Raw genomic sequence first — 25143 nt, forward strand, 5'->3', positions numbered from 1 at the left:
GCGTCGCGCGGCAGTCAACGCGGGTTCACCGTCGACGATGTCGGCATGCGGAAACGCCAGCGGCAGTAACGCCGCGAAGGTGGGGGTGATCGCGTCGGTGCCGACCCGGCGGGCGGTGGCAGCTCCCTCGATTCCTTTGATCACCTCGATGAGAGTCATGGGGTTCCAAGCCAGCCCGTAGAGCTGGTCGTGGCTGATCTCCTCCGGGACGCCCTCGTCATCGGTGCTGTTCAGATAGATCCGTCCGTCCGCGCGCACCACCACACACATCGGCCCGAACGGACGGGTCCCGGCGATCCACAGTTGCGGCGCCCCGGTGACGTAGCGGATATTGGCCTGCCGCCCGAGGACCAGGACGTCGAGATCGTGTGCTGCCATCTGGGCCAGCGCGCGCTCGCGGCGGGCCATCCGCAGCGCCGGTGAATCGGGCGAGACTTCAGTCGCCATACGGAGAGTAGGGGTAGTCGGTGATCGGGGTGTAGCCGTTCTCGGTGACCACCACGATCTCCTCACTGCGATATCCGCCGGTACCGTCTTCCCACACCACCGGCTCCAACACCAGCACCATGCCGGCCGGGAACATGAAATTGTCGTCGAACTCCGCACCGAGATCGGTTCCGATCATGGGGCTTTCGGCGGGGTAGGTGCCGATCCCGTGCCCCAGGTAGAAATGCGGTAGCCACGGCTTGCGCCCGCCGTTGGCCGCGATCGCGGCCCGGGCCAGGTCGCCCGACGTGGCGCCGGCTCTGGTGACTGCCAGGACGGCATCCAGGATGGCCCGCCACTGCGCGAACTGCTGTTGCTGACGCGGCGTGGGTTCTTCGCCCACCAGCCAGGTGCGCCCGAAGTCCGAGCAGTACCCGGCGTAGCTGATGCTGATATCGGTCCACAACACGTCACCAGCTGCCAGTTCGCGGTCGGTGGTCAACAGCGGCAGGGCCAGATCGCCGTGGGTGGTCCAGACCCCCGTAGCGCGCGAAGCCGGCATCACCTGCCAGATTGCTTCCAGCATGTTTGCGGTGGCACCCAGTTCGAACGCGCGCCGGACGAACGCCGCCGACAGATCGATCTGGCGCACCCCCGGGGCCAGGGCCTGCTGCACGTCGCTCACCGCCTGCTCGGTGATCCGACTGGCGCGACGGATGCAGGAAAGTTCGTCACGGGTCTTGACCAGCTGGGCCGCCGCCAGCACCACTGCCGCGTCTGACGGTGGTCCGGCGGGAAACAGCGCAGCACCGGCTCGCCGCATGGCGCCGGTCAGCTCGTCCACGGCGACGGCGGCGCCCGGCGAGATCAATCCGCTCAGAATCTGAGCGAAATGCGCTACCCCACGGTCGAATTCGAGATACACCGGGGCGTGCAGGTGATCGGCGGGGACCTGGCTCTGGATGGCGACGCCGCTGCGGAACGGCATGAACAGGTGCGGATGCTCGTCGTCAGCCAACACCACGGCGACGGGTCGCTCGACGTGCGACAGGCCGGCGTCCAGCAACGGCCAACTGACCCCGGTGGCGTATCCGACATGGCCGTTCAGCAGCAGGATCAGCGCGTCGACTCCGTGCTGAGTCATCGCCGAGCGCAACCGGGCACCCGTCTCGGCGTGCATCCGCACCCGGTCCGGCTCGTCGGGGATATCGATCACCGAACCGCGCGCGGCGAGTCGTGCGGTCACGCCGACCCCGGCACCGCGACACCGCACCCGAACACCCGATCCACTGTAGATGAGGCGTCCACCTCGGCAGCCGGCTCCGCCATTTGTGCAACGACACGGTCAAGGAGCGGCAACGAAGGGTCACAATCGATGTAGCGCACTGGATTTCGCGGCGATTCAGATGCGACCGTGATCCGCGTGAGTCTTGATGTCGGCGAGCGGTCGCACGTTTCGCTTGCAAACTGGGCGGACCGGCCGCCGCGGCGCTGCCCGCGCGGTCACTGGTTGTTGCCGGGACACATGACGGTAGTCACGGTGTCGTGTTCGTGTGGCCCGCATATCCGGTGGGAATGCGAATGCGGCGCCAACACCTACGGGCCGGGGTTGATCGATTCGTGCGACCTCGCCGACTGACCTGCGCGGGGGCTAGGACGCCTGCCTGGTGTCCAGCGATGTCAGCATGCCGGCGGCCGACCGCTGCCAGGTGAACATCTCGGCGCGGTGCCGCGCGCCCATCCGCCGCTGCGACTCGGGCCGGCCGACGATGTCGCGGGCCGCGTGTGCGATGGCCACCGGATCGTTGTCGGCGAGCGCGCCGCTGTCGGCGGTGACAATCTCGGCCAGGGCCGAGGTGCGCGACACCACGGCCGGCGTGCCACATGCCAGCGATTCCAGGGCGGCCAGCCCGAACGTCTCGTGCGGTCCCGGTGCGAGAGCGACGTCGGCGGAGGCCAGCAGGGCGGCGACGGTGTGCCGGTCGGCGACGAACCCGGTGAAGTCGACCGGTAGCCCGGCGGCCTGACGCTGCAGCCGGGCCTGCAGTGGGCCGGTTCCCACGACGACAAGGCGGGCATCGACGCCGGCGTCGCACAGTGAAGCCAGCGCATCGATGCTGCGGTCCGCGCGTTTCTCCACCGACAACCGGCCGCAGTGGACCAGCAGCAGCTGTTCGGGCGCCGCGAAGTTGCGTCTCAGCTCGGCGCAACGCTGCCGCGGGTGGAAGGTGTGCAGGTCGACGCCCAGCGGGACGGTGACGGTGTTGGTCGCGCCGATCCGGTCGAATTCGGCGCGGGCGAACGCGGTGGTGCACACCACGGTGTCGTAGTCGGCGGCGGTGCGCCGGTTGGCGAAATCAGCCACCCGCTGCGCGGCGCGACGCGGAAGCACTTGCCCGGCAAGGCGATCCAGGCGTTCGTGGGAGATCATCACGGTGGTGGCACCGTGCTCGCGGCCCCACCGGCCCAGCGAGCGCAGCGTCAGCCGATCGGAAACCTCCAGGGCGTCCGGTCGCAGCGACTCCAGCAGGGCGCACACCGGCCCGGGCATGATCGCCCGGTAGCCGCCGGTGCGCGGAAGCAGTCTGGCGGGCAACGTGATCCGGACGACCCCGCTGTCCAGAGTGCGGCGGTCTGCGCGTTGACCGGGGACGATCAGGAAAACCTCGTGATCCCTGGCGCAGTATTCCGCGCCCAGGCGGTCGACCGCCGTGCGTAGCCCGCCGGATCTGGGTCCGTAGAAGTTGGCGACCTGTACCACCCGCATACGCCTGAGGGAATCCGGTGCTCATGTGCGGTCGACGAGCGCGGACCGACTGCTGCCTGAATACCGCGTGAAATCCCGTCGGGCGCTGCGGCGGCTCAGCTGGGTTTCTTCAGGTGCGGGCCCAACATCTGGCGCCACGCCCTGGACATGTTCTGGAATTCCTCTTCGCAGTTGCCGGCGCGGTCTTCCGGTAAGTCACCCGAGGACACGATGCCGGCGTTGGCCGTCGTGTCCGACCCGTAGATCCAGCATTCCCAGTTGTACATCCGGGTGATGTCCATCGAGTGGCCGTCCCAGAACGGCAGTTCGTTGGCGTCGCCCGCCTCTTTGGCGCTCAGCCGCCAATCCTGCGCAGTGTCGGTCGCGATGCGTACCCCATTGGGATAAGGCTTGCCATCGGCGCCGGGGTCCAGCAGCTCGAAAGCAGACAGTTGGTCGGCGACATCCTCTTCGCGGCCGGTGAAAGCGAGCTCGTAGATGGACAGCGTGGCGTGGCCGAGTTCGTGGTAGAAGCCGGAGATCGTCGCGTTGACCGCGGCCAGCGCCGGATCCGGGTTCTCAGCGCGGGCGAATCTCTCTTCGCTTTGCTGAATGTCTTCGTAGCACAGTTGAATCTCGTTGAGGTTGGGATCCCAGTAGTCGTTGGCCTCACCGCACTGCTTGGCCACGGCGCCGACGTCATGCGGCAGGTTCAAGGTGTCGTTGACGTGGCCCGCGACGCTCTCCAACACCTTTGCGTCCACCATCAGCTGGCGGCCGCGTTGCGCCTCGGGGGTGGTGGCCTCCTCATAGCGCAACGTCATCTTCGCCACCACCGGCGGCTCGGTCGGGTTACCGGGTTGCGAGGTCGCCGCCGCTTCTGGCGACGGCCGGCTGCTCCCGGACGGGTGATGATTCTTCGCCTCGCTGCATCCGGCCACCAGTAGGGCCGCGCAGGCGGCGACGACGATGACTGGCCTCCGCATGTCGCGTGCCCCCTTCGTGGCGCGGTGCCGGTGTCGTAACGTTCTCGAGGTCTGCCCGGACCTGTGGAAACGTTACGACACCGGCGTGCAAGAAACGGCGAAACACTCGCTTGACGCGCCATCCGTGCGACCGCGGCCGCGGCAAATCGCTGTCGAACTGAGGACAGTGGTGGTTGAATTAGCCGATTCCGTCCGGGCCCGGGTTCGGTATCGAATGAGAAGGTGATGCGCCCGTTGAACTCCTATGAGCCGCCGCGTGACATTCGCGCGGCGCGGCTGAGGTTCACGTGGTGACGGGCCGATACATCTACCGCTTCGCGCTGCTGATCGTCGGGGTGTGGGCCATGTTGACGGTCGCGGGCAACAGCCTCACTCCGCCACTCGAGCAGGTGGTCGCCGATGAAGACCAGCCGTTCCTGCCGCCCGGGACCAGGGCCGCGGTGGCGGTGCAAAGGTCGGCGGCGGCGTTCTCGCAGGCGCCCACCGACAATGTCGGTTACCTGATCCTGGAACGGATCGGGGCCCTCGACGAACACGATCGGGACTACTACAACCAACTGGTCACGGCGCTGCGCGCGGACAGCACGCACGTCCTTCAGGTGACCGATTGGTGGCTGGTGCCGGCGACCGCGCAGGTCGCGATGAGCGCCGATCGCCATGTCATGACCGCCCCGTTGCGACTCGGGGGGGTGGTGGGTTCGACGGAAGCCGTTGATTCGATCAACGCGGCGCGCGGCATCGTCGCCCAACTGCATCCGCCGGACAATCTGCACGTCTACATCACCGGTCCCGGGGCCACCGTGATGGACGAGTTCGATGCGATCGACCGGCAGACCCAGGTCATCACGGCGACGACGTTCGTGGTGTTATTCGTGCTGCTGTTGGTCGTCTACGGATCCCTGATCACCGCGATGGTGCCCCTGGTATCGGTGACCTTGGCGCTGGCGGTAGCCAAGCCGGTGGTGTCGGCGCTGGCCGCGCGCGAAATCATCAGTGTGTCGCTGTTCTCTCTGTCGGTCAGCGTGGCCGTGGCAGTGGGGGCCGGTACCGGCTTCTCGATCTTCGTGATCGGGCGATATCACGAGCTACGACGACAAAACTTCGATCCCCCGACGGCAGTTGCCGGCGCCTATCAGGGTGTGGCGCCGGCGATCTTAGGCTCGATACTCATCGTCGTGGCACCGTTGGGTGCCTTGGCCTGGCTGAGTCTGGCCAAGATCAGTATGTTCGCGACCACCGGAATTCTCTGTGGCATTGGTGTTTTCGCGGCCGGACTGGCCGCGCTGACGTTGACACCCGCCCTCGTCGCGCTGGCCAGCCGGGCGGACCTGGTCAAGCCGCCGAAGCGAAACTATTGGCGGCGCCGGTGGCGGCGCATCGGCACCCAGGTGGCACGCTGGCCGGCGCCGATTCTGGTAGCCAGCGGAATCCTGGTGCTGATCCTGATCATCGGGCTGCCCGGAGTACCGATCGGGTGGGACGAAACGCAGACGACCTCTGCGAACTCGGAGTCCCGCCGCGGTTACCAGATCGTCGATCAGCACTTCCCGCCGAACCAGTTGCTTCCCGACGTGGTCACGATCGAGACCGACCACGATCTGCGCAACCCGGCGGCACTGACCGCCATCGAGCAGGTGACCAGCAACATCATGACGATTTCCGGGGTCCGGATGGTGCAGTCCGCCAGCCACCCGGGCGGGATGGTCTCCAAACAGGCCGCGCTGACCGCGACCGGCGGCAACGTCGGCGACCGGCTGGAGGAATTCGCCGACCAGATCACCGCTCGGGAGGACACGTTCGCCAAACTCGACACCGCCGCGGGTGAGCTGGTCACCGGGCTCGATCTGATTCAGTCGGGCTCGTTTGCGGGCAACTACGCGATCGGTGGCGTGAGTTTGGCCATTCATCTGACCCAGGAAGCCATCGTGAAGGTGCGGGCCCGGTCCGCGGAGGTTTCGGAGATCTTCGAGCCGCTGCGTAAGTTCGTCGGCGCGTTGACGGACTGCCGGGCGACGCCGGTGTGTGCGGCCGCCCAGGAGGCGGTGCAGTGGGCGACCGCTGTCGTCGACAGCTCCAACACGTTGGCCGATGCCGCCGATCAACTCAGTAAGGAGATCGCCGACGCCGCCGCGGCAACCGGGCTGTCGGGTTTGCCGAACATCCTGATCAGCCACAGCGCCCCACTCGAGCAGACGCGGGCGATGACTGCGGGCTTGCGCGAGGTGCTGAAGAACCCTCGTCCGGTGCCCACCCAAGAACTTCCGACCTACCTGCGCAGTCTGGTCTCCATCTCGCAGGGCAGCCCCGGGGTCGATCTCTACGCGTCCCGAAAGATCCTCACCGACCCGAATATGCGTCCCGCACTGAACGAATTCTTCTCCCCGAATGGACACTCGACGCGACTGTACGTCTATGGCAATGGTCACGAGTGGGGTGACGAAGGCGCGGTACGCGCGCGGGCCATCTCGGTCGCCGTGGCGGATGCGACCACGGACGGCGCGCTGAAATCGACCGGCGTGCAACTCACCGGCGTCGGACCGGCCACCCGCGACCTGCAGGACATCATCGGCGGTGACCTGGTGCTGATGGCGGTGCTCACCCTCGGGGTGATCCTGCTCATCTCGGCTGCGCTGTTGCGAAGTCCGGTCGCCGGGTTGGTGGTGCTGGGCACCATCGCGACGTCGTATGTCTGCGCGCTGGGCGCCAGCGTGCTGATCTGGCACCGTCTGCTGCACCACGAGTTGCACTGGTCGGTGCCGCCCATCGCGTTTGTGTCCATGGTCAGCGTGGCCTCGGGCGGAAATCTGCTCTTCGCCCTGCGTATTCGCGACGGCCTGGCCGCCGGGCTGCGCACCAGCATCATCCGGGCGTTCGCGGCGACCGGCGGCACCGTCACCGCCGGTGGCATCGTCGTCGGGATCACCACGATCGCCCTCGCGTTGAGCAGGGTGGTGAGCGTGGCGCAGATCGGTGTCACGGTGGGTCTCGGTCTGTTGTTGAACGCCCTGGTGATGCGTGCCTTCGTCCTGCCGGCCATGATGGTGGTGCTGGACCGCTGGTTGTGGTGGCCACGGCAGCAGGCCAGTGACGAGGAGGAACTCGAACCTGTCCCGGTCTGAATTGCCCGCACTGTCAACGGATCTGCTGGCGGGGGCGGGCGCGGTGGTGGTCGGCGGCAGCCGCGGCATTGGCCGTGCGGTGAGCGAATTCCTCTGCAGCGCAGGAGCTTCCGTCGTAGTCAACGGTCGCGACCCGGTCGCCGTCCAGCAGACTGTCGATGCGCTCAGGGCTGCGGGAGGCCGCGCCGTCGCAGTGACCGGGGCCGCGGACGACGAACACGTCGCTGCCGCACTGATCGACGAATGCGCGACGACGTTCGGGCGATTGGACGTCCTGGTCAACTGTGCCGGCATCGCCGAACCGGCGAACTCCTCGATTCTGCGGATCACCCCGGCGGAGTTCGATCAGCTGGTCGGCTCGCATCTGGGCACCGTGTTCCACACCTGCCGGCTCGCGGCGCCGATCATGGCGGCCCAAGGCCACGGCGCCATCGTCAACACCGGCTCGGCCGCGTTTCTCGGCGACTACGGTGGTACCGGCTACCCCGCCGGCAAGGGTGCCGTCAACGCGCTGACGATGGCGATCGCGGCGGAGCTGAAGGCTGACGGGGTGCGCGCCAATGTGGTCTGTCCGGGTGCGAAGACCCGCCTATCGACCGGGCCGGCGTACGAGGCTCATATCAGGGACCTGCACCGGCGCGGGCTGCTCGACGAGATGACGATGCACGCTTCGCTGCACGCAGCCCCCGCGCAGTACGTGGCACCGCTCTACGGCTACCTCGCCAGCGACGTGGCCCACGACGTCACCGGCCAAATTTTTGTTGCCGCAGGGGGTTTCGTCGGCCGCTACGGCCGGCCGGCGCCGCAGGTGCTGGGCTATCGCGACCACAGCGGCAACCCGCCGTGGACGGTCGAGGAGTTGCACACGATGATCGGTGGCCGGCTACCCGAGCAAACCGAACAGCAGCACCAGCGCGCCGCAGCCGACGACCACCAGCGCCGACCCCGTCAAACCGGTGCGGACTGACGCGCCATCGATCGGATCGAGCCAGCGCCGGAACGGTCGCGATGCCGCCGGAACCAGAACCCATTGCAGCAGAACAACACTGATGACGTTGCCCACGAAGATGGCCGGAGCTGTCGCGATCCCCAGCCCGGCGAGCGCCGGGGACAACCACTTGGTCAGCAGCATCACGGTCGGGTACAGGCACAGCACCACCAGCATGGCGGTCTTCCAGGCCGGCGTGATCTTCGTCTGACCGTCGGCAATGCGGACGGTGGAACCGAACGGCGCGCTGCTGGGCAGTTCGGCGAAGTCGTCGGTCAATTCGTCGCGTAGGCGCGGCAACGCATGCCGGCGCTCCGCCGAGCGTATCCAGCCGGACAGCTGGCCCGCGGTGCGGAAGCGCAGCAACGACATCCACTGCCCGGATTCGTCAGCGGGGAACAGTGCCGTCCCTTCATAGCCGGGGAACGCGGCGCAAGCCACCGTCAGATCACCCTGGGCGGCAACGAATTCGACGTCGTTGCCGGCAGCCACGCGGTGCAGGAATATGGTGGCGTTGGCCGGTGCCGGCTCCCCGTCCACGAGCATGAGATCGGCGGTGGACCGCTGAAAGCCCTGCGCGTGGCCGTCGGCGAGTACGGCCCGGCGGTCGGCGCCGTCGAGCCAACCGTCCAGCGTTGCGGCGCTGTCGAACGAGGTCGCGACACCGTGATCCAGCTGTTCGCCGCGCTGGACGGATCGGCGCGCGCTGACAAACCCGGCCGCCCGACGCGCCGAATCCAGGTAAGTGTCCAGCCACCGGTCGAACAGTTCGGGGTCGGCGGGGGGATGAAAGATCGTGATCCCGGTAGCGGCGACTGTCATGCCAGTTGTCTACCATCGCCGCCGGCAATTTGCGCCGCACGGTCGATTTGGCGATGCGCGCACGTGGGTACGCGGTGCAGGCCCCGAGGTGGGGGCTCGATGGGGAGTCGGGTGCGCCGGGTTCGATTGAACATTACCGTGATGTCACGGGAGTGCAGCACATGAGTCTGGGACACAAGGGTTTTGGAGTTCAAAACCGGTATCCGGCGCCGAGCGCCTCGACGGCCGCGTTGATATTCGGGACGATCGAAGTGCCGTAGCGTGTCACGATCTGACCGAGCGAGCGCGCGAGGTGTGGACCCACGGCGTCGGCCGGCAGGATGTCTTCGGCAATCACGACACCGTTGACGAGGTGTGCGGCCTGCAGTCGGCCGTCCCGCGCGACTTCGTAACGCCAGTCACCGATCTGGACTCGTTCCGGGTTGGACGAGAACAACCCGCGTCGGGCCGGCGTGTGCCGCACGCCCGGCAGTCCGGCGAAGACCTTGACCACCAACGCGATACCGCCCGGTCCGGCGAGCGCGCCTGCGATGGTGCGACTGATCCATTCGGGATCGAAGTCGCTCATCAGTTGTCCATCGCCAGCACGAAGGTGGGCTCGATGGTCTCTGCACTTCCGGTGCGTCGCACCGCGGTTCCCGCGGTGTAGAACTCCACGGTGTGGTGTCCCCAGGCGTAGTTGGACACCGCGAAGTGCACCCCCACCACACCGGTGGCACCGTCGCGCTCGGCTTCGGTCTGCATGCGCGTCATCGCCAGCTCACGCGCCTGATAGTTGCCCTGTGTCCACTGCGGCATCTCCATATTGCGGCCGATCTGGCGCAATGTCTGCATGAACCCTTGCACCGCAATGTGAAACACGCAGTTGCCCATCACGAATGCCACCGGGGCGAACCCGGAACGCAGCAGCGTCACCATGTCCTGACCGGACAGATGACTGGAAAACGCCTGGCCGTTGGGACGCCGGAAGGCGCCGGGCTTCGCGCTGTAACGCACTGCGGTGCCCACAGCCATGAATTCCAGGTGCTCACCACCCTCACCGTGGTGGCGCCAGTTAAGGCGTACCCCGACGATCCCGTCCGCCTGGAGCGCGTCGGCCTCGGCTTGCATGCGGGCCATCGCGTTCCAGCGCGCCCGGTAGGTCGCTTCGGTGAGCACACCTAGCTCCTGTTGTTGCCGCATGCCGGTGAACTGGAACCCGACGTGGTAGACCGACACCCCCATGACGAGTTCGATCGGCTCGAAACCGGCGCCGTGCAGCAGGGCGAATTCGTTGATCGACAGATCGGACGTGAAGGATTTTCCGGCGTGCGACAGTCGCTCGCTGGCGACCGGATCGAGCGACATCGGCTCCATGGTCGGGCGTCCCTTCTCCTGGTGGGCGGCAGCGTCGGCTCACGGTGTGAGGGTGATTGCCTCTTCGGGGCAGTTCTGGGCACCGGTGGCCGCCTGCACCTCCAACGGACCCGAGACATCCGCCAGCAGCAGTATCGAGTGCCCGACGTCATCGGCGTCGTACACGTCGGGCGCCAACGAGTAGCACCGGCCGTGCCCCACGCACCGGTCGGCGTCGAGCTCGATGTGCGTCATCGCACCGGCACCGGGAAGGTCAGCGGTAAGGCTTCGACCGAGCGGAGCGCCGCGGTGTACTTCAACTCGGTGCCCGGCGCGATCTCGTAATCGGGTATGCGACGGTGAAATTCGCGCAACGCGACCCGCAACTCCATGCGGGCCAGATGAGAGCCGAGGCAGCGGTGCGGACCGCCGCCGAACGCGCGGTGCCGGTTCGGGTTGCGGTTGAAGTCCACCAGCTCGGGATCGGCGAACTCGGCCGGGTCGGTGTTGGCGGCGCCCAGCAATGGGCTGACCCGCTCACCCTTGCTGATCGGGCAACCCCCGATCTCCACATCCTGCATGGCGACCCGCACCACGCCGGGAACCGGTGTCTCCCAACGCAACAATTCTTCGACGGCGTGCGGCAGGATGTCCGGCTGCTCGACCAGTTGGTGGCGGTGCTCGGGATTGCGGGCCAGGTACACGAAGAAACAGTCCAGCGAGTCGGTCACGGTGTCCAGCCCGGCGATCAAGAACAGGAAGCAGATGTCGAGCAACTCCTCGCGGGTGAGCGCGCTGCCACCATCCCCCTTGTGGTGCAGCGCGATCATCGCCGTAAGCACGTCGTCGCGGGGGTTTGCGATGTGGTCGTCGATGGCGCGCTCGAAATAGTCGTAGATCTGCTGCGCCACCGGCGCCGAGCTCGCGTGCCGGTCGTCCCAATCGGTGGCACCCGCCGGGCGGATCACGCCGTCCTTCCACTCCAGGAACGTGTCGAGATCGTCCAACGGCAAGCCGAGCAATTGCAGAAACACGGTACAGGGCAACGGCACCGCGAACTCGGCGTGGAAATCACACTCGCCCCGGCCGGCGAAACGGTCGATCATCTCGTTCACCAAAGCGGAGACCTGCGGCTCACGCCGAGCCATTTCGCGGGGCGTGAACAGCGGATCGAGAATGCGACGGTACTTGGCATGATCAGGCGGGTCGATCTGCAGTGGGATCAGTGGCCGCAGATTGCCGAGATCGACCGCGTCCATGTTCGACGAGAACAGATCGGTCCGTTTGAGTGCGATCTCGATATCGGAGAGCCGGCTGAGCACCACCGCTTGCGGGGAGCGGAACACCGGCGCCGATTCGCGCAGTGCCTTATACATCGGCTGGGGCTCAGCGAGACCCGTCACAGCCTGGTCGACGAATCCCTGGGCTTCTGTCATGGTGTCAGCCTGGCACCGCGGCCAGCGGTGGGCAATGCCCTCTTCGGATGGGTTATTTCGGTCTGGCGTGCCGGTGCGTGACGGCCCGCAGCACTCCGCGCAGCGCGTAGGCAGCCGTGACGAGCGACAGCAGGATCAGCAGGATGAACGTCACCATCCAATTGCTGCGGCTGTGGTTGACGTCCCACCAGATGACAGTGAACAGCAAGACGCACAGCAACAGCACGATGTCACGCCAGTTGCCTTGGTAGGACACCGCCGCCTTGCGCACCGCGCGACCCCGATCCGAGGCTTCCACCAGATCGTCGATGCGGGCGTTAATGGTGCGCTGCAACTCGGCGCGGCGTTCGGCGGCTTCCGGCGGCAGCCGGTCGAGCAGGTCCATATCCTGCTTGATCATGCTGCGAAAGTCAGGCCCCCGGAACTGTCCGGCGGCGATCGCCAGCATCACCCCACCCAGGACCGGCGCACTGTTCAGCGCGAGTTGTCCTATCCCGGCCATGCCCGGCCCTCCTTCGGATCGTCGTACTTCGACGAGGATTACCGAAGCAGGGCAGCGGATCAACCGCCGGTTACTTGCCGTGCGGCAACGCTTCCGGACCGGCCGAATCGCGCGGTTGGCTGCCGCGGGTCAGTCACGATATGCGTATTTCGATAGAAAGTGTTGTGGGACCGGATAATTCGGGCGGGAAGCGTCACGGCGCAGGCCCGGTACGTCGCACCTCGGACACGTCCCGCGCCATGACGAGCAGGGCTGCGGCCAACTCAACCCGCGCCAGATGCGCGCCCCAGGCGAGCGCCCGAGAGGCATCGGTCCACGACATGCTGGACACTTGTCCAGCATGTAGTAAAGGTGCTGGCCTCACACCCGCCTCAGGAACGGTTGCAGTGACGGATCCTGATTCGCTGAAACTCATCTTGCTCGGACTATGGCGTCCTTGCTCCGGTGGGACCGGTCGACTAAAGTTCGAATCGAAACCAGACAAGTGTCCATAAGTGCGGCATATGCAGCCCATGTCAGCCGCGTAGTCCGACGTTGTCGCCACTCGAAGGACCGTCCATGACCAGCAGGTACGCCGCCCTCACCCGTGCGCAGCTCGCCACCCTGGTGCCGGAGTTGCTGCTGATCGGTCAGATGATCGACCGGTCTGGAATGGCCTGGTGCATCCAGCAATTCGGTCGTGAGGCAATGCTGCAGATCGCGATCGACGAATGGGCGGGTGCGAGCCCGCTGTACACCAAGCGCATGCAGCGCGCGCTGCGCTTCGAGGGTGACGACGTGATCACCATCTTCAAAGGCCTGCAACTCGACATCGGTGCGCCGCCGCAGTTCATGGACTTCCGGTACACGGTGCACGATCGCTGGCACGGCGAGTTCCACCTCGATCACTGCGGCGCGCTGCTCGATGTCGAACCGATGGGCGAGGAGTACGTGCGCGGCATGTGCCACGACATCGAGGACCCGACGTTCGACGCCACGGCGCTGGCCACCAACCGCAGGGCCCAGGTTCGGCCTATTCACCGGCCGCCCCGGACACCGGCGGACCGCCAGCCGCACTGCGCCTGGACGGTCATCATCGACGAGTCCCACCCCGAGGTCGGATTCATACCGGCACTGGACATCGTCGGCCGGACCCGTGCGGCCACCACCGAACTCGATCCCATCGACGGGACCGAGCCGGGCCAGGCGGATTACTCGGGTCCGCTGGTCTCCGACTTCGACTTCGAAGCGTTCTCCCACTCGGCGCTGGTTCGCCTGGCCGACGAAGTGTGCCTGCAAATGCACCTGCTCTACCTCTCGTTTGCCCTTGCGGTGAGCGAACGCGCCGAGGGCGATGCGGAGAAAGTTCGCTTGATAGCCACCAAGCAGCTGATCGGCCTGGCGGGTCTGGCAGCCGAGCGGATCCATCGGTCACTTGAGCTACCCGGTGGTGTCGAGGGCGCGGTGCGGGTGCTGGAACTGCACCCGCTGTTCAACCCCGCCGCCTACGTGTACGCCGACTTCGAGCACGACCGCGTGCATCTGCATCCGTCGCCGGCCCATGAGGACGCGGCGTGGCCGGCACTCGTGTCGGCGGCATCGGTCGAACCGTTACAGGCGATCGTCGCTGCTGTCGATCCGCACCTGAGTGTCGAGGTGAGCGGAACGCCGACGGACTGGACCGCCATCGTCATCCAAACAGAGACTGCGGCAAAGGAATTCGATGAGGTTGCGGTGACAAAGTTCAGTGGCGGCTCGACATTTGTGTTCCAGCCGCGCAAGTCATTGCCGCTCACCCCGGTGTAGAGCTCTCGACGGATGCCCCGAGGATGAGCTGGACCGCTTCGTCCAGCTGTCCGGCGATCTCCTGGTAGGTGGCGAAGCGCGCGCTCATCAGCGCTCCGATAAAGGTCATCTGCAATGTCGACTTCACCGCGCGCGGCCAGCCCGGGCCGAGTGCGGCACCGATGCGCCGCGCCACCTCCTCGGCGATCTCGTCCCGCAGCGGCGCCACGGCGGCATCGTCGGCGATCAATGCCGCGCCGCAGCCCGCGGTCAGCTCAGGTTCTTCGGCAACGACAAGGGCCATGTCTCGCATCGTCGCGCTCACCCTGGTCCTGGTGGTGTCGTTAACGTCGGTGTGTAGCGGTAGTTCGCGCAGGAACCGCAGATAAACCGCGGCAACCAACGCACTCTTGGACGAGAAGTAGGTGTAGGCACTGGCCGGTGACACTCCCGCACGCTGCGCGACCGCACGCATGGTCAGGTTGGCGTAGGAGGATTCACGCAGCTCCTCCAGACCGGCGTCCATCACCTTGCGAATGGTCTGACCCGGACGCCGATCGGACCGGCGCCCGGTGCCGGTGGCGACGTCACCTGCCAGCGGCGCCCTTGCATCTCCTGACACCCGTCCAGTGTAGAAAGCCGGACTGCCGGCAGGGCTGACGGACCGGCCGTAACGTAGGCGCTGTGAGCCGGGAAGATCGACGTCAGTGGGACGCGCGTTATCTGCAGTCGGGAACGGCACCGGCGGTGGTGGCTCCCGAATTCCTTGCGCCGCATGATGATCTGATACCTACCGGGGGACAAGCTCTCGATATTGCCTGCGGCCAAGGCCAACACGCGGTTTGGCTCGCCCGGCGGGGTCTGCAGGTGTGGGGATGGGACGTGTCCGCGGTAGCCATCGCGGATGCACGTAAACTGGCGCGGCAGAACGGAGTCGGTGAGCGGTGCCGGTTTGATGCCGTCGACCTCGACGACGGACTGCCCGACGGCGATCCCGTCGACCTCATCCTCTGCCACAGGTTCCACGACCGCCGCCTGGACCGGGCGCTGATCGATCGCCTGGCGCCGCGCGGCCTGCTGGCAATCGCCGCGCTGAGCGAGGTGGGCGCCGAGCCTGGGCCGTTTCGCGCAGCACCAGGCGAACTGCCCTCAGCATTCGCTGAACTGACGGTGCTGGCGGCCGGTGAGGGCGAGGGCCGGGCATGGCTGGTGGCGCAGGCGTGACGGGCAATCGCCGCGAAGCCCCCCGCCAGGATGGGTTTCGCAGCGGCACAAGCGAAATCATTGAGTAACACCGCTGGTGAGCGGTGCGGGGAAACCGCGTCGGGTAGGGTCACAACCATGGAGCGGCGCGTCCTTGAAGCGGTCATCTATGAACGTGAGCCACCGATCGCGCGGATCATCCTCAACCGGGTCGACAAAGCCAACACCAAGGACGCGGTGCTGGTCACCGAGGTCGACACCTGCCTACACGAGGCAGACCGCGACGGTGAGATCAAGGTCGTCATCATCAAGGCGAACGGCAAGGGCTTCTGCGGCGGCCATGTGGCCCGCTGGGGTCCGGATGAAAACCCGTATCCCGATTTCGGAAACACCTTCGAGGACCTCTACAAAGGCACCGCCGACCTGTTCTTATGGCCGACGCTGTACCTGTGGGAGTTCCCGAAACCGACGATCTCGCAGATCCACGGCTACTGCATGGGGGGTGGGATCTATCTCGGGTTGCTGACGGATTTCTGTGTCGCCTCCGACGACGCCTATTTCCAGATGCCCCTTGCCCAAAGCCTCGGTGAGCCGGGCGGGCACACCATGATCGAACCGTGGCTGCTGATGAACTGGCACCGCACCATGGACTGGCTGCTGCTGGCCCCGACGCTGTCCGCTGAGCAGGCCCTGGAGTGGGGTCTGCTCAACAGGGTGGTGCCCCGGGATGCCCTGGAGGACACCGTCGAAGAAATGGCGGCCAGGATCGCCCAGATCCCGCTGACCACGCTGATGGCGGTGAAGAACAACGTGAAGCGGGCCTGGGAGTTGATGGGCATGCGGGTGCACCTGCAGGTCAGTCACATTCTGACCAACATGGTGGGTGCCGCCACCGACGTGCAGGCCCGGCGGGCCGAGCTGATGCAGTCGGGCATGAAGCCCCGCGACTTCATCGGCCGCGACGAGTAGCGCGAGCAGACGCAAAAGCCCCTAATTTCAACGGGAAAAAGGGGCTTTTGCGTCTGCTCGCGCGGGTCAGCGGGTCATCTCGCCGGCCACCCGGCGGCCCGCCGCGTGTCGGGCGGCCACGTAGCCGAACACCATCGAGCTGGCGATGCTGGCCCCGGCACCCGGGTACGTCCGGCCCATCACCGTCGCAGTGGTGTTCCCGGTGGCGTAGAGCCCTTCGATCACCCGGTCCTGCTCGTCGAGTACCTGGGCGTGCTCATTGGTGATCACCCCGCCGCAGGTGCCGACGTCGGCCGGCAACACCCGGGTGGCGTAATAGGGCGCCCGGTCCAGCGGGCCGAGGGCGGCGTTGGGTCGGTAGCCGGGATCGCCCAGGCAGTCGTTGTAGGCCGATTGCCCCCTGCCGAAGTCGGGGTCTAGCCCCTTGCGGGCGAACTTGTTGAACCGCTGCACAGTTCGGACGAGTTCGTCAGCGGGCAGGTCGATGTGGCGAGCGAGGTCACCGAGGGCATCGGCCCGTTTGACCGCACCGTTGGCGATCAGTTCGGGCGGCAGGTGCTGACGCTTGACCGGGTTGGTACCTGCGACGTAGCGGCGCACGTAGCCGTCGTCGAAGATCATCCAACAGGGCACCGCTTTGTTGGCGTACATTGCTTTGCCCACTTCGACATACGAATTCGACTCGTTGCAGAACCGGCGGCCGGTGGAGTCGACGTAGATGGCGCCGGGGCGCTGACGCCCGGAGCCCAGCGACGCCGCGGCCGCGCCGCCGTTGGCGATGAAAACCGAAGGCAGCCACCATGCTTCGTCGAGCAGATCGGTCTTGGCGCCCAGTCGCATCGCGGTTTGCAGCACTTCGCCGGTGTCCCCGGCGTTGGCGATCGACCACTTGCCGTCGTTGGGCTGATCGCCGCTGTACCGCCGGCGCATGTCGGCGTTGTGGCCGAAGCCTCCGGCGGCCAGCAGAACGCCTTTGCGCGCTTCGACATTGACCGGGGTGCCGTCGTGGATGATACGTGCGCCGGCGACGCGGCCGTCCTCGACGATCAGATCGTCCATTGCCGCGTTGACCCACAGCGGGGGATCGCCATCGCTCAGGTCGATCAGCACCTTGAGCATCTGACCGATCAATGACGCCCCGTTGGTGAGGAGTTGCCGGCGGGCGATCTTCGCGGCCCGGGTGCGCGCGAAAACCTTGGTGGCCACCACGAATGCGCGAGGCGACCGGTTGAAGTACTGCACTGAGCGCAGTTCGTTGGTGAGTACGGTGTAGCCGTAGTTCTTGGCCAGCGACGGCTGCACTTTGTCGTGCCAGCGACCCAATTCGGCGGCGTCGAAAGGTATTCCCTCCACCGCCCGGCCGGACTCGTTGCCACCCTTGTGGTTCGGGTAGTAGTCGCTCCAGCCGGCGCAGCGGATCAGCCGAACACCTTTGCGCACCAGGAAATTGATCATTTCGTAGCCGGCGGTGAGAAACATCTCCCGACGCGCGGGGGAGGAGGCCGGCCCGATGTCACCGACCACGTCGGCCAGGTAGGCCAGCCCGTCCTGGTGCGAATCGGGGATGCCGTCGGCGCGCATCAGCGGATTGTTGGGCAGCCAGACGATGCCGCCGGACAGGCCGGTCGAACCGCCCACCAGGGCCTGCTTTTCGACGATCAGGGGTTGCAGCCCGGCATCGAGGGCGGCGAGTCCGGCGACCATCCCGCCACCGCCACTGCCCGCGATCACCAAGTCGACCGTGCGGTCCCACTGGGTGCTCATCGGCCGACACCGGCCGTGAAACCCAAATCTGCGATCGGCACGTCGATGGTGGTGTTGGTCTTCTGAATCGCCGGCACCAACGCCTGATACGGCAGACCAGCGAGGAATCCGTCGACCACGCGTTCGAAGTTGGAGATCAGCCCTTCGATCTGACTGGACAGCCGCATGAACTCAAACCCCTTGGAGTGCAGACCTTTTTGTTGTCTGGGCAGGTTGGCGAAATCCTGGGCCGGGATCGGCGGCCACCGCGGGTCATCGGGTGCCATGGGCTCCGGTGGGGCCGGTCTGCCGGTGAGCTGGTCCGGCGGAATCCGGGTGAGCGACCAGATTTCGAACAGCGTCTCCTCTGGACCCAGCGGGCGGATGCGGTACGACGACGCACTGCTGTACTGGGGCAGCAGAAAATAATGCGGGAAGCAGAACCCGATGGCATCCACGATGCCGCGGCGCTGCAGGTCGTTGAGGTCTGGAATATCGCAGCCGCGGGCCCGATGCCAATGCACCACAGCGTCATTGAGGGTGCGCTTCCACACCGCCATCGCCTCGGCGGGGTCGGCGGGCAACTCGATATCCTGCAAGCCCTCGGCGATTCGGACGTCGTTCTCGTGCGTCATCCCGGCCATACCTTCGCCCAGCGTGCGCATGAAATACAGGCTGGTCTGTACGAGTCCGGGTGGTTTGCCGGTCGCCGGCTGCGACGACGGCAGCAACTGCGGATGGGTCTGCGGGACGTGATAGCCCTCCATGAACGCGGCCGTCGCGAGCTTCCAGTTCACCGGAAGCCGGCACGACTGCCACCACTCGGTGCGCAGCGATTCGACCTTCCAGGCGTCGTAGATGGTAGCGAACGGTTCGAAGCAGTCCCGCAATCCAGGTGCGTCATCGTCGAGGTTGATCCACGCGCAGCCACCCCAGAGCTCACATCGCACCGGTACCAGGGCCAGATCCTGCGGGTCCAGATTTTCTTCGTCGAACGTCTCGGACCGCAGCACGAAGGTGTTGCGCCCGTCGATACCCCAACACCAGCCGTGGAACGGGCACACGAAAGTGCGCCGGGATCCGTTCCCCTCCACCAGTTTCACTCCGCGGTGACGGCACGCATTGTGGTAGGCCCGCACGTTCTCGGTGTCCACCCGCACGACGATGATCGACTGATCCAGGATTTCGTACTCTACGAAATCGCCCGTCTTGGGGATCTCCTCGAGCCGGCAGGCCATCTGCCATACCCGCGGCCAGAACATCTCGTTCTCCAGCGCATAGAAGTCCGGGTCGTAGTACCGCTGTTTGGGAATCCGGTCGGCGGACTGCACCGCCCACGGCACCGGAAGCGGCGTCCAGTTCACGTTCATAACGTTCCTTCAGTCATAGGATCCGGGACCTTCGTCCGTGCCAGTAGCGTTCCCGGATACGTCGCTTGTAGAGCTTGCCGTTCGGGTCGCGGGGTAGCTGCGGGTCGAATTCGATGGTGCGGGGGCACTTGTAGGCAGCCAGGTGCGCCCGGCAGTAGTCGATCAGCTCGGCCGCCAAGTCGGGGCCGGGTCGGATGCCGTCAGCTGGTTGCACGACGGCTTTGACTTCCTCGCCGTACTCGTCGTTCGGCACGCCGAACACCGCCGCGTCGACGAGCTTGGGGTGCATCACCAACACGTTCTCCACCTCCTGCGGATAAATGTTGACCCCGCCGGAGACGATCATGAACGTGGCACGGTCGGTGAGGTAGAGATAACCGTCTTCGTCGACCCGGCCCACGTCTCCCAGGGTGCGCCAGCCGCGATCGTTGGAGACCGAGGCGGTCTTGGCAGGATCCTTGAAGTACTCGAAGTCGGGGCCGCCTTCGAAGTACAGCTCACCGGATTCACCGACGGGCAGTTCCCGGCCGTCCTCGCCCACCACGTGGACCGTGGTCATCGGGATGCCCACCGACCCCGGGTGGGCCAGCCACTCCTCGGGCCCGATCGTGGTGCCCGCGAATCCTTCAGTGCCGCCGTAATATTCGTGGATGATCGGGCCGAACCAGTCCATCATCCGATGCTTGACGTCGACCGGGCAGGGTGCGGCTGCATGGATCACGCACCGCAGGCTGGACACGTCGTACTCGTTACGCACGGACTCGGGCAGCTTGAGCATCCGCACGAACATGGTCGGCACGAACTGAGCGTGGGTGACCCGATGCGTCTGGATCAGCCGCAGCACCGTCTCGGCATCGAACTTGGGCACGATGACCGACGCGGCGCCCACCCGGTTGACGGCCATGGTGTAGTTCACCCCGGCGGCGTGATACGCCGGAGCGGGGGACAGGTACACGCACGACGGATCCATCCCGTACTTGTGGGTCAGCGCGAGCTGCAGGACGGCTTGCGCCCACGACCCGTTGCCGTCGACGGGCAGTGGGCGGCGCACCGCTTTGGGACGGCCCGTGGTGCCCGATGAATACAGCATTTCCGAACCGTCCGACAACGCAGGCGCCGGGCCGGCGCCCGCGAGCACGTCCTCGTACGACTGCCAGCCGGTGAGTTCACCCCCCACGGCCACGTGCATGCGCACGGCGGAATTGACCGCACCGAATCCGGCGGCGAGACCGGCGTACGACGCATCCACGAACACCGCCCGGGCGTCGGAATCGTCGACGACGTAGGCCACCTCATCCGGGGTGAAGTGGGTGTTGACCGCGGTGTAGTACAGCCCGGAAAGCTGACAGCCCCAAGTGATTTCGAAGAACTCCGGCCGGTTCGGCAGGATCAGTGCCACCCCGTCGCCGCGACGCAGGCCCGCGTCGTGCAGCGCCGCGGCGACCCGTTGGCTACGGGCATACAGCTCGCCGAACGAGATCGCGCAACCGTCGACGATCAGCGCCGGCGAGTCCGGCGCTGTGATCGCGTGGTCGGCGATGTTCACCGGCGCACTCAGCTGGTGGGCGCACCGTCGGTAGACGCGGCGGCGGCAGCCTGACGGCGGGCCTGTTCGGAGGGCAGCACCTTGTCCTTGAACACGGTCTGGATCAGCTGCTGCACGTCCTTGCTGATGGAAGCGAGAGCGACCAGGTCGTTGGAGCTCTGCCAGTGCACCCGCATGCCCATCAGCTCCCAGGCGCGCTTGAGATTGGCCTTGGTCGCCAGCAGCGTCGTCATCGGTGCCTGCGCGATATGGCGCGCAATCGCCTCCACACGCGCATCCAACTCCTCGCGCGGCACGACCTCATTGACCAGACCGACCTCGAGTGCCTTTTTGGCATCGATGACCTCGGCCAGATACAGGTAGTACGCGGCCCGCCGCCAGTTCATGAAAACCCAAGGCTCGATTGAGCATTCACCGGAGGGCATGCCGAAGCCCTGCAGCGGCGGGTAGGAGAAGTAGGCGTCTTCGGCGGCGATCACGATGTCGGTGGTCAGCCCGTAATGGGTGCCGCCGCCCACGCAGTAGCCATGCACCTGCGCGATGGTCGGCTTGGAGAACTCCCACAGGTTCAGGATCGGCTTGACGAACAGGTCGGTCTGCGGCTTCCACGGCGTGCCCATCACCCCGGCGGCCTCGACGAAAGACGGGTAGTCGACGGCGTTGTTGCCGATCGCATGCCCCGAGCAGAAACCCTTGCCGTTGGCTTTGAGAATCAGCACTTTGATGTCGTAGTCGCGGTCGGCGTCCAGCAGGGCGGCGTCCACCTCTTCGGCGAGCTTCTGGTCCTGCGCGTTGGCTTTCTCAGGCCAGTTCAGGATCACCCTTGCGATCGGACCTTCCTTTTCGTAGATGATGCGTTCGCGAGTCTCGTTGAGGTCCATACGGCTGCCATACCTTTCGTCGGATCGGATTATGAAGTGATGACGCCGATTTGGGCGCCGATGTCGTAGGTGGTGCCGACTTCGCCGGTCCACTGCACGGTGCCCGATGCCCCGGCTTGGATCTCCTGCTCCACCTTCTCGGTGGCGATCACGTAGATCGGGGTGCCTTCGTCCACGTGCTCGCCGGCGTCGACGAGCAGGTCGGTGAGTTCGGCCTCCGACACAGCCACCGATACCCGGGGAATCCGAATGATGAAGTCAGCCATGCGCGATGGCCCTGGCTAAGGTCCGCTGCGCCGCGGCCACGATTCGCGCCGGCGACGGATACACCTGCGCCTCCAGCGCGGGGGCGGCCGGGTTGGGCACGAAACGCGCGGCCACGCGCTCGATGGGCGCGGCCAGTTCGCCGAACAACTCGGCCTGCAGGATCGCCACCACTTCGGCACCCGGGCCGGCGAATTGGACGGCATCGTGCACGACCACGACCCGCTTGGTGCGACGCCCGGATTCGACGATCGTCTCGACATCAAGTGGGACCAGGGTGCGCAGGTCGACGACTTCGGCGCTGACCCCCTGTTCGGCCAGGGTGGCCGCGGCCGCGAGAGCGTCGTGCACGGCGCGGCCGTAGGCGATCAGGGTCACGTCGGAGCCGGAACGCTTGATATCCGCCTGGCCCAACGGGATTGCGAAGTCGGCGTCCAGCGGAACGGGACCCTTGCGGCCCTGCAACCGGATCGTCTCCACGAACAGGCACGGGTCCTCGTCGAAGATCGCCGAGGTCAGCAGACCTTTGCCGTCGCGAGGGGTGGACGGGACGATGACTTTCATTCCCGGGATGTGCATGAACCATGCTTCCAGCGACTGCGAGTGCGTCGCGCCGGTGGCCAGGCCGGCGTAGACCTGGGTGCGGATGGTGATCGGTGCGGTGGTGCGCCCCGCCGTCATGAACCGCAATTTGGCGGCGCTGTTGATCAGCTGGTCTGCCGCGATGCCGATGAAGTCCATGATCATGATCTCGGCGACCGGGCGCAGGCCGTCGATCGCCGCGCCGATCGCGGCCCCGACGATCGCAGCCTCGGAGATCGGCGTGTCCAGCACCCGGTCGTGACCGTACTTGGTCGACAATCCGGCAGTGGGTCCGGACGCCCCCGGGTCGGCGATGTCCTCGCCGAGCAGGAACACCCGGTCATCGGCTTCCAGCGCCTGGTCCAGCGCGAGGTTGAGCGCCTCGCGCATCGTCATCTCTTTCTCTTGCATGCTGTCTGGAACCTCACACCGGAAACTTGATCGGAGTCGCGTACACGTCACGTTCGAGTTCGTCGATGGCCGGTGGATCGGCGCCCAGCACAGTGCGTAGCGCGTCCTCCACGCGTGCCGTGGCGTCGGCATCGATGCGGTCGAGGGCGTCGGCACTACAGATCCGGGTGTGGGCCAGGTGTTCGCGAAACCGCGGCACCGGGTCGGCAGCCATTGCCGCGGCGAGCTGGTCCTTGGGGATGTAGGGCATTCGATCGCCGAAATAGTGGCCGCGGAAGCGAAAGGTCACGCATTCGATGAACGTGGGCCCGCCGCCGCCGCGCGCCCGGTCCAGCGCTTGGTCCAGCGCCGCTTTCACCGCCAGCGGGTCGTTGCCGTCGACCCGGACTCCCGGCATGCCGTAACCGGCCGCGCGGTCGGCGACCTGTTCGAGTTTCATCGTGTCCGACGTCGGAGTCATCTCGGCGTACAGGTTGTTCTGGCAGACCAGCACCAGCGGCAGGTCCCACAGTGCGGCCATGTTGGCCGCCTCGTGGAACGAGCCGGTGTTGGTGGCCCCGTCGCCGAAGCTGACCACCGTGACGCGGTCCAGCCCCTTGCGTTTGCCGGCTATCGCCAGCCCGACCGCCACCGGGAGACCGGCACCGACGATACCGGTCGAAAACATCACTCCCGCAGCAGGATTGGCGATGTGCATGGTCCCGCCCTTACCGCGGCCGGCGCCGACGACCCGCCCCATCATCTCGCCGTAGATCTCCTCGAGAGGCACACCTTTGCCGATGAGGTCGTGCAGTCCCCGGTAGGTGGTCACCAACTGATCGTCGGACCGCAGGGCGACCGCCATGGCGGCGGCGATGGCCTCCTGACCGCGCGACGGCCAGTACACGCACATGAACTCGCCGGTGGCGATGCCCTTCGATAGACGGTCGTCGGCCGCCTTCATCAACGCCATCAGCTCATAGAGGCGACGTGCCACGGGCGCCGGCCCCGGGTCGCGGTCATTCACCGGGCTTCTCCATCTTCATTGCAGGACAATTGCATCCGCGGAGTCAGGATCCCGACCAGGGCTTGACTTTGAGGAAGCCGCCACCGTCGACCCGCAGTTGCTGACCGGTGATGTAGCGGGCAGCGTCGGAGGCCAGGAACAGCACAGCGGCGCTGATGTCCTCGGGTTCCACGTAGGGGATCGGCATCGCCTGAACCAGCGGGAAGATCGGTTCGGCGTCGGCTCGGGTGGGGTTGGGCAGGTCGGGGCGAAACGCGCGGTACATCGGCGCGCTGTGCAGCATCTCGGTGTTGACGTTGGTCGGGTGGACCGCGTTCATCCGGATGGAGAACGGCGCCAACGCCCGTGCGAAATCGTTGACGTAATGCGCCGCAGCGATTTTCGCGAATGCGTAGCCGGCCCCGCCAGGTCCACCGTCGATGCCGGTGGTGTTCATCGACGACATGAAGGCGGCGTTGGATCCGATCACGATGACCGACGCCCCGGCTTGCAGATACTTCAGGCTGCCGTGCACCAGGTTGAGCACTCCACCCAGATCGACGTCCACCGCATCGGCGAAGGCCTGCGGCGGCAGACCCGCGGTCAGCGGGCAGATCCCGGCGTTGGCGACGACGATGTCCAGCCGTCCCAGTTCGGTGACGCCGTCGTCGATTGCGGCGAACAGGGCCGCGCGGTCGCGGACATCGGCGATGGCCGAGAACACGCGCTGACCTTCCTTTTCCACCAGTCGCACGGTTTCTTCGAGATCCTCGGGGCGGGCCAGCGGGTACTCGTTGGTCTCGATGTCTTCACACAGGTCCACGGCGATGATGTCGGCACCCTCAGCCGCCAGCGCCCGGGCGTGGGATCGGCCCTGGCCCCGCGCCGCGCCGCTGATCAGCGCCACCCTGCCGGTCAATTGGCCCATGATCCGCCCCTCACCCCGGTGTGTCCGAGCCAGCTAGATAGCCTGCGGCACAACGCCATTCGACCCCCGCCAGTCGATCTCGGCGCAGTGCATGTCCAGCTCCGTCGCATCTGGTCCGCCGACGGCCACGCACCGAT

Annotated in this window: 23 protein-coding genes and 1 pseudogene; 5 read left to right on the forward strand and 19 right to left on the reverse strand. The window is 66.3% G+C overall.

What is annotated here, in order from left to right:
• The 4 genes from AC5Y6Y_RS18940 to AC5Y6Y_RS18955 all read right to left on the reverse strand — a co-directional run.
• Positions 1–447, reverse strand: a 447-nt coding sequence (locus AC5Y6Y_RS18940) for an aminopeptidase P family N-terminal domain-containing protein (protein ID WP_499930148.1), incomplete at its 3' end; no start/stop codon positions are given.
• Complete coding sequence (locus AC5Y6Y_RS18945) at positions 437–1606, reverse strand: M24 family metallopeptidase (protein WP_499918990.1); 1170 nt, start codon at positions 1604–1606, stop codon at positions 437–439. The genes AC5Y6Y_RS18945 and AC5Y6Y_RS18940, both read right to left, overlap by 11 nt.
• A 471-nt stretch (positions 1607–2077) precedes the next feature.
• Positions 2078–3193, reverse strand: coding sequence for a glycosyltransferase (locus AC5Y6Y_RS18950; RefSeq protein WP_463825366.1), 1116 nt, complete (start codon positions 3191–3193; stop codon positions 2078–2080).
• A gap of 95 nt (positions 3194–3288) precedes the next feature.
• Complete coding sequence (locus tag AC5Y6Y_RS18955; RefSeq protein ID WP_463825367.1) at positions 3289–4158, reverse strand: DUF4344 domain-containing metallopeptidase; 870 nt, start codon at positions 4156–4158, stop codon at positions 3289–3291.
• A 290-nt stretch (positions 4159–4448) separates the two neighbouring features.
• Here AC5Y6Y_RS18955 and AC5Y6Y_RS18960 point away from each other — a divergent pair, with 290 nt between their 5' ends.
• Both AC5Y6Y_RS18960 and AC5Y6Y_RS18965 read left to right on the forward strand, forming a co-directional pair.
• Entirely contained in the window at positions 4449–7277 is a 2829-nt protein-coding gene (locus AC5Y6Y_RS18960; RefSeq protein ID WP_463825368.1) for an MMPL/RND family transporter, read from the forward strand.
• Between the two features lies 1 nt (position 7278).
• Positions 7279–8154, forward strand: a pseudogene (locus AC5Y6Y_RS18965) (SDR family NAD(P)-dependent oxidoreductase); the annotation flags it as partial.
• A gap of 6 nt (positions 8155–8160) precedes the next feature.
• Here AC5Y6Y_RS18965 and AC5Y6Y_RS18970 read toward each other — a convergent pair.
• The 6 genes from AC5Y6Y_RS18970 to AC5Y6Y_RS18995 form a co-directional block, all read right to left on the reverse strand.
• Positions 8161–9087, reverse strand: coding sequence for a putative antibiotic biosynthesis monooxygenase (locus tag AC5Y6Y_RS18970; protein WP_463825369.1), 927 nt, complete (start codon positions 9085–9087; stop codon positions 8161–8163).
• 190 nt (positions 9088–9277) lie between these two features.
• Positions 9278–9655, reverse strand: coding sequence for a DUF5073 family protein (locus AC5Y6Y_RS18975; protein ID WP_499918866.1), 378 nt, complete (start codon positions 9653–9655; stop codon positions 9278–9280).
• Entirely contained in the window at positions 9655–10443 is a 789-nt protein-coding gene (locus AC5Y6Y_RS18980) for a heavy metal-binding domain-containing protein (protein ID WP_463825371.1), read from the reverse strand. Before AC5Y6Y_RS18980 ends, AC5Y6Y_RS18975 begins: the two co-directional genes overlap by 1 nt.
• Positions 10444–10482: 39 nt before the next feature.
• Positions 10483–10677: a ferredoxin gene (locus AC5Y6Y_RS18985; protein ID WP_463825372.1), complete on the reverse strand. Its 195-nt coding sequence runs from the start codon at positions 10675–10677 to the stop codon at positions 10483–10485.
• The gene (locus AC5Y6Y_RS18990) at positions 10674–11858 is read right to left on the reverse strand and encodes a cytochrome P450 (protein ID WP_499918870.1); all 1185 of its coding nucleotides are present in this window, start codon (positions 11856–11858) and stop codon (positions 10674–10676) included. Before AC5Y6Y_RS18990 ends, AC5Y6Y_RS18985 begins: the two co-directional genes overlap by 4 nt.
• A 52-nt stretch (positions 11859–11910) precedes the next feature.
• Entirely contained in the window at positions 11911–12360 is a 450-nt protein-coding gene (locus AC5Y6Y_RS18995; RefSeq protein WP_463825374.1) for a hypothetical protein, read from the reverse strand.
• A 558-nt stretch (positions 12361–12918) separates the two neighbouring features.
• On the opposite strand from AC5Y6Y_RS18995, the gene AC5Y6Y_RS19000 reads away from it, so the two are divergent.
• Positions 12919–14145 carry a hypothetical protein gene (locus tag AC5Y6Y_RS19000; protein ID WP_499918871.1) on the forward strand — a complete coding sequence of 409 codons (1227 nt, stop codon included), beginning with the start codon at positions 12919–12921 and terminating at the stop codon, positions 14143–14145.
• On the opposite strand, the gene AC5Y6Y_RS19005 is transcribed toward AC5Y6Y_RS19000, so the two are convergent.
• Positions 14132–14650 carry a TetR/AcrR family transcriptional regulator gene (locus AC5Y6Y_RS19005; RefSeq protein WP_499918992.1) on the reverse strand — a complete coding sequence of 173 codons (519 nt, stop codon included), beginning with the start codon at positions 14648–14650 and terminating at the stop codon, positions 14132–14134. The genes AC5Y6Y_RS19000 and AC5Y6Y_RS19005 overlap by 14 nt on opposite strands.
• A 158-nt stretch (positions 14651–14808) precedes the next feature.
• Here AC5Y6Y_RS19005 and AC5Y6Y_RS19010 point away from each other — a divergent pair, with 158 nt between their 5' ends.
• Positions 14809–15348, forward strand: coding sequence for a class I SAM-dependent methyltransferase (locus AC5Y6Y_RS19010; protein WP_499918872.1), 540 nt, complete (start codon positions 14809–14811; stop codon positions 15346–15348).
• A 117-nt stretch (positions 15349–15465) separates the two neighbouring features.
• Positions 15466–16296, forward strand: coding sequence for an enoyl-CoA hydratase-related protein (locus AC5Y6Y_RS19015; protein ID WP_499918874.1), 831 nt, complete (start codon positions 15466–15468; stop codon positions 16294–16296).
• A 66-nt stretch (positions 16297–16362) separates the two neighbouring features.
• Here the strand turns inward: AC5Y6Y_RS19015 and AC5Y6Y_RS19020 are convergent, their stop codons facing one another.
• The 8 genes from AC5Y6Y_RS19020 to AC5Y6Y_RS19055 all read right to left on the reverse strand — a co-directional run bounded on the left by AC5Y6Y_RS19020 (position 16363) and on the right by AC5Y6Y_RS19055 (position 25006).
• Positions 16363–18060: an FAD-binding protein gene (locus AC5Y6Y_RS19020; protein WP_499918875.1), complete on the reverse strand. Its 1698-nt coding sequence runs from the start codon at positions 18058–18060 to the stop codon at positions 16363–16365.
• Positions 18057–19409, reverse strand: a complete 1353-nt coding sequence (locus AC5Y6Y_RS19025) for an aromatic ring-hydroxylating oxygenase subunit alpha (protein WP_499918877.1) — start codon at positions 19407–19409, stop codon at positions 18057–18059. Before AC5Y6Y_RS19025 ends, AC5Y6Y_RS19020 begins: the two co-directional genes overlap by 4 nt.
• Positions 19410–19422: 13 nt before the next feature.
• On the reverse strand, positions 19423–20955 hold the full coding sequence (locus tag AC5Y6Y_RS19030) for an acyl-CoA synthetase (RefSeq protein ID WP_499918879.1): 1533 nt from the start codon (positions 20953–20955) through the stop codon (positions 19423–19425).
• A gap of 8 nt (positions 20956–20963) precedes the next feature.
• Complete coding sequence (locus tag AC5Y6Y_RS19035) at positions 20964–21836, reverse strand: enoyl-CoA hydratase-related protein (protein WP_499918880.1); 873 nt, start codon at positions 21834–21836, stop codon at positions 20964–20966.
• A 29-nt stretch (positions 21837–21865) separates the two neighbouring features.
• The gene (locus AC5Y6Y_RS19040) at positions 21866–22102 is read right to left on the reverse strand and encodes a lipoyl domain-containing protein (protein WP_499918881.1); all 237 of its coding nucleotides are present in this window, start codon (positions 22100–22102) and stop codon (positions 21866–21868) included.
• Positions 22095–23093, reverse strand: a complete 999-nt coding sequence (locus AC5Y6Y_RS19045; RefSeq protein ID WP_499918883.1) for an alpha-ketoacid dehydrogenase subunit beta — start codon at positions 23091–23093, stop codon at positions 22095–22097. Before AC5Y6Y_RS19045 ends, AC5Y6Y_RS19040 begins: the two co-directional genes overlap by 8 nt.
• 13 nt (positions 23094–23106) lie before the next feature.
• Positions 23107–24045, reverse strand: a complete 939-nt coding sequence (locus AC5Y6Y_RS19050) for a thiamine pyrophosphate-dependent dehydrogenase E1 component subunit alpha (protein WP_499918994.1) — start codon at positions 24043–24045, stop codon at positions 23107–23109.
• 97 nt (positions 24046–24142) lie between these two features.
• Positions 24143–25006 (reverse strand): mycofactocin-coupled SDR family oxidoreductase, encoded by an 864-nt coding sequence (locus tag AC5Y6Y_RS19055; protein ID WP_499918884.1) that lies wholly within the window; start codon positions 25004–25006, stop codon positions 24143–24145.
• Positions 25007–25143: the final 137 nt, after the last annotated feature.

The sequence above is a fragment of the Mycobacterium sp. NGS24 genome (genome assembly GCF_059813065.1).

Excerpts from the sequence above, each read along its gene's own strand:
- AC5Y6Y_RS18985 (WP_463825372.1), bottom strand. The coding sequence starts at position 10,677 with ATGACGCACATCGAGCTCGACGCCGACCGGTGCGTGGGGCACGGCCGG.
- AC5Y6Y_RS19050 (WP_499918994.1), bottom strand. The coding sequence starts at position 24,045 with ATGGCGTTGATGAAGGCGGCCGACGACCGTCTATCGAAGGGCATCGCC.
- AC5Y6Y_RS18980 (WP_463825371.1), bottom strand. The coding sequence starts at position 10,443 with ATGGAGCCGATGTCGCTCGATCCGGTCGCCAGCGAGCGACTGTCGCAC.
- AC5Y6Y_RS18970 (WP_463825369.1), bottom strand. The coding sequence starts at position 9,087 with ATGACAGTCGCCGCTACCGGGATCACGATCTTTCATCCCCCCGCCGAC.
- AC5Y6Y_RS19025 (WP_499918877.1), bottom strand. The coding sequence starts at position 19,409 with ATGAACGTGAACTGGACGCCGCTTCCGGTGCCGTGGGCGGTGCAGTCC.
- AC5Y6Y_RS19045 (WP_499918883.1), bottom strand. The coding sequence starts at position 23,093 with ATGCAAGAGAAAGAGATGACGATGCGCGAGGCGCTCAACCTCGCGCTG.
- AC5Y6Y_RS18990 (WP_499918870.1), bottom strand. The coding sequence starts at position 11,858 with ATGACAGAAGCCCAGGGATTCGTCGACCAGGCTGTGACGGGTCTCGCT.
- AC5Y6Y_RS18955 (WP_463825367.1), bottom strand. The coding sequence starts at position 4,158 with ATGCGGAGGCCAGTCATCGTCGTCGCCGCCTGCGCGGCCCTACTGGTG.
- AC5Y6Y_RS18950 (WP_463825366.1), bottom strand. The coding sequence starts at position 3,193 with ATGCGGGTGGTACAGGTCGCCAACTTCTACGGACCCAGATCCGGCGGG.
- AC5Y6Y_RS19000 (WP_499918871.1), top strand. The coding sequence starts at position 12,919 with ATGACCAGCAGGTACGCCGCCCTCACCCGTGCGCAGCTCGCCACCCTG.
- AC5Y6Y_RS18995 (WP_463825374.1), bottom strand. The coding sequence starts at position 12,360 with ATGGCCGGGATAGGACAACTCGCGCTGAACAGTGCGCCGGTCCTGGGT.
- AC5Y6Y_RS19035 (WP_499918880.1), bottom strand. The coding sequence starts at position 21,836 with ATGGACCTCAACGAGACTCGCGAACGCATCATCTACGAAAAGGAAGGT.
- AC5Y6Y_RS18975 (WP_499918866.1), bottom strand. The coding sequence starts at position 9,655 with ATGAGCGACTTCGATCCCGAATGGATCAGTCGCACCATCGCAGGCGCG.
- AC5Y6Y_RS18945 (WP_499918990.1), bottom strand. The coding sequence starts at position 1,606 with ATGCACGCCGAGACGGGTGCCCGGTTGCGCTCGGCGATGACTCAGCAC.
- AC5Y6Y_RS19020 (WP_499918875.1), bottom strand. The coding sequence starts at position 18,060 with ATGAGCACCCAGTGGGACCGCACGGTCGACTTGGTGATCGCGGGCAGT.
- AC5Y6Y_RS19040 (WP_499918881.1), bottom strand. The coding sequence starts at position 22,102 with ATGGCTGACTTCATCATTCGGATTCCCCGGGTATCGGTGGCTGTGTCG.
- AC5Y6Y_RS19015 (WP_499918874.1), top strand. The coding sequence starts at position 15,466 with ATGGAGCGGCGCGTCCTTGAAGCGGTCATCTATGAACGTGAGCCACCG.
- AC5Y6Y_RS19005 (WP_499918992.1), bottom strand. The coding sequence starts at position 14,650 with ATGGACGCCGGTCTGGAGGAGCTGCGTGAATCCTCCTACGCCAACCTG.
- AC5Y6Y_RS19055 (WP_499918884.1), bottom strand. The coding sequence starts at position 25,006 with ATGGGCCAATTGACCGGCAGGGTGGCGCTGATCAGCGGCGCGGCGCGG.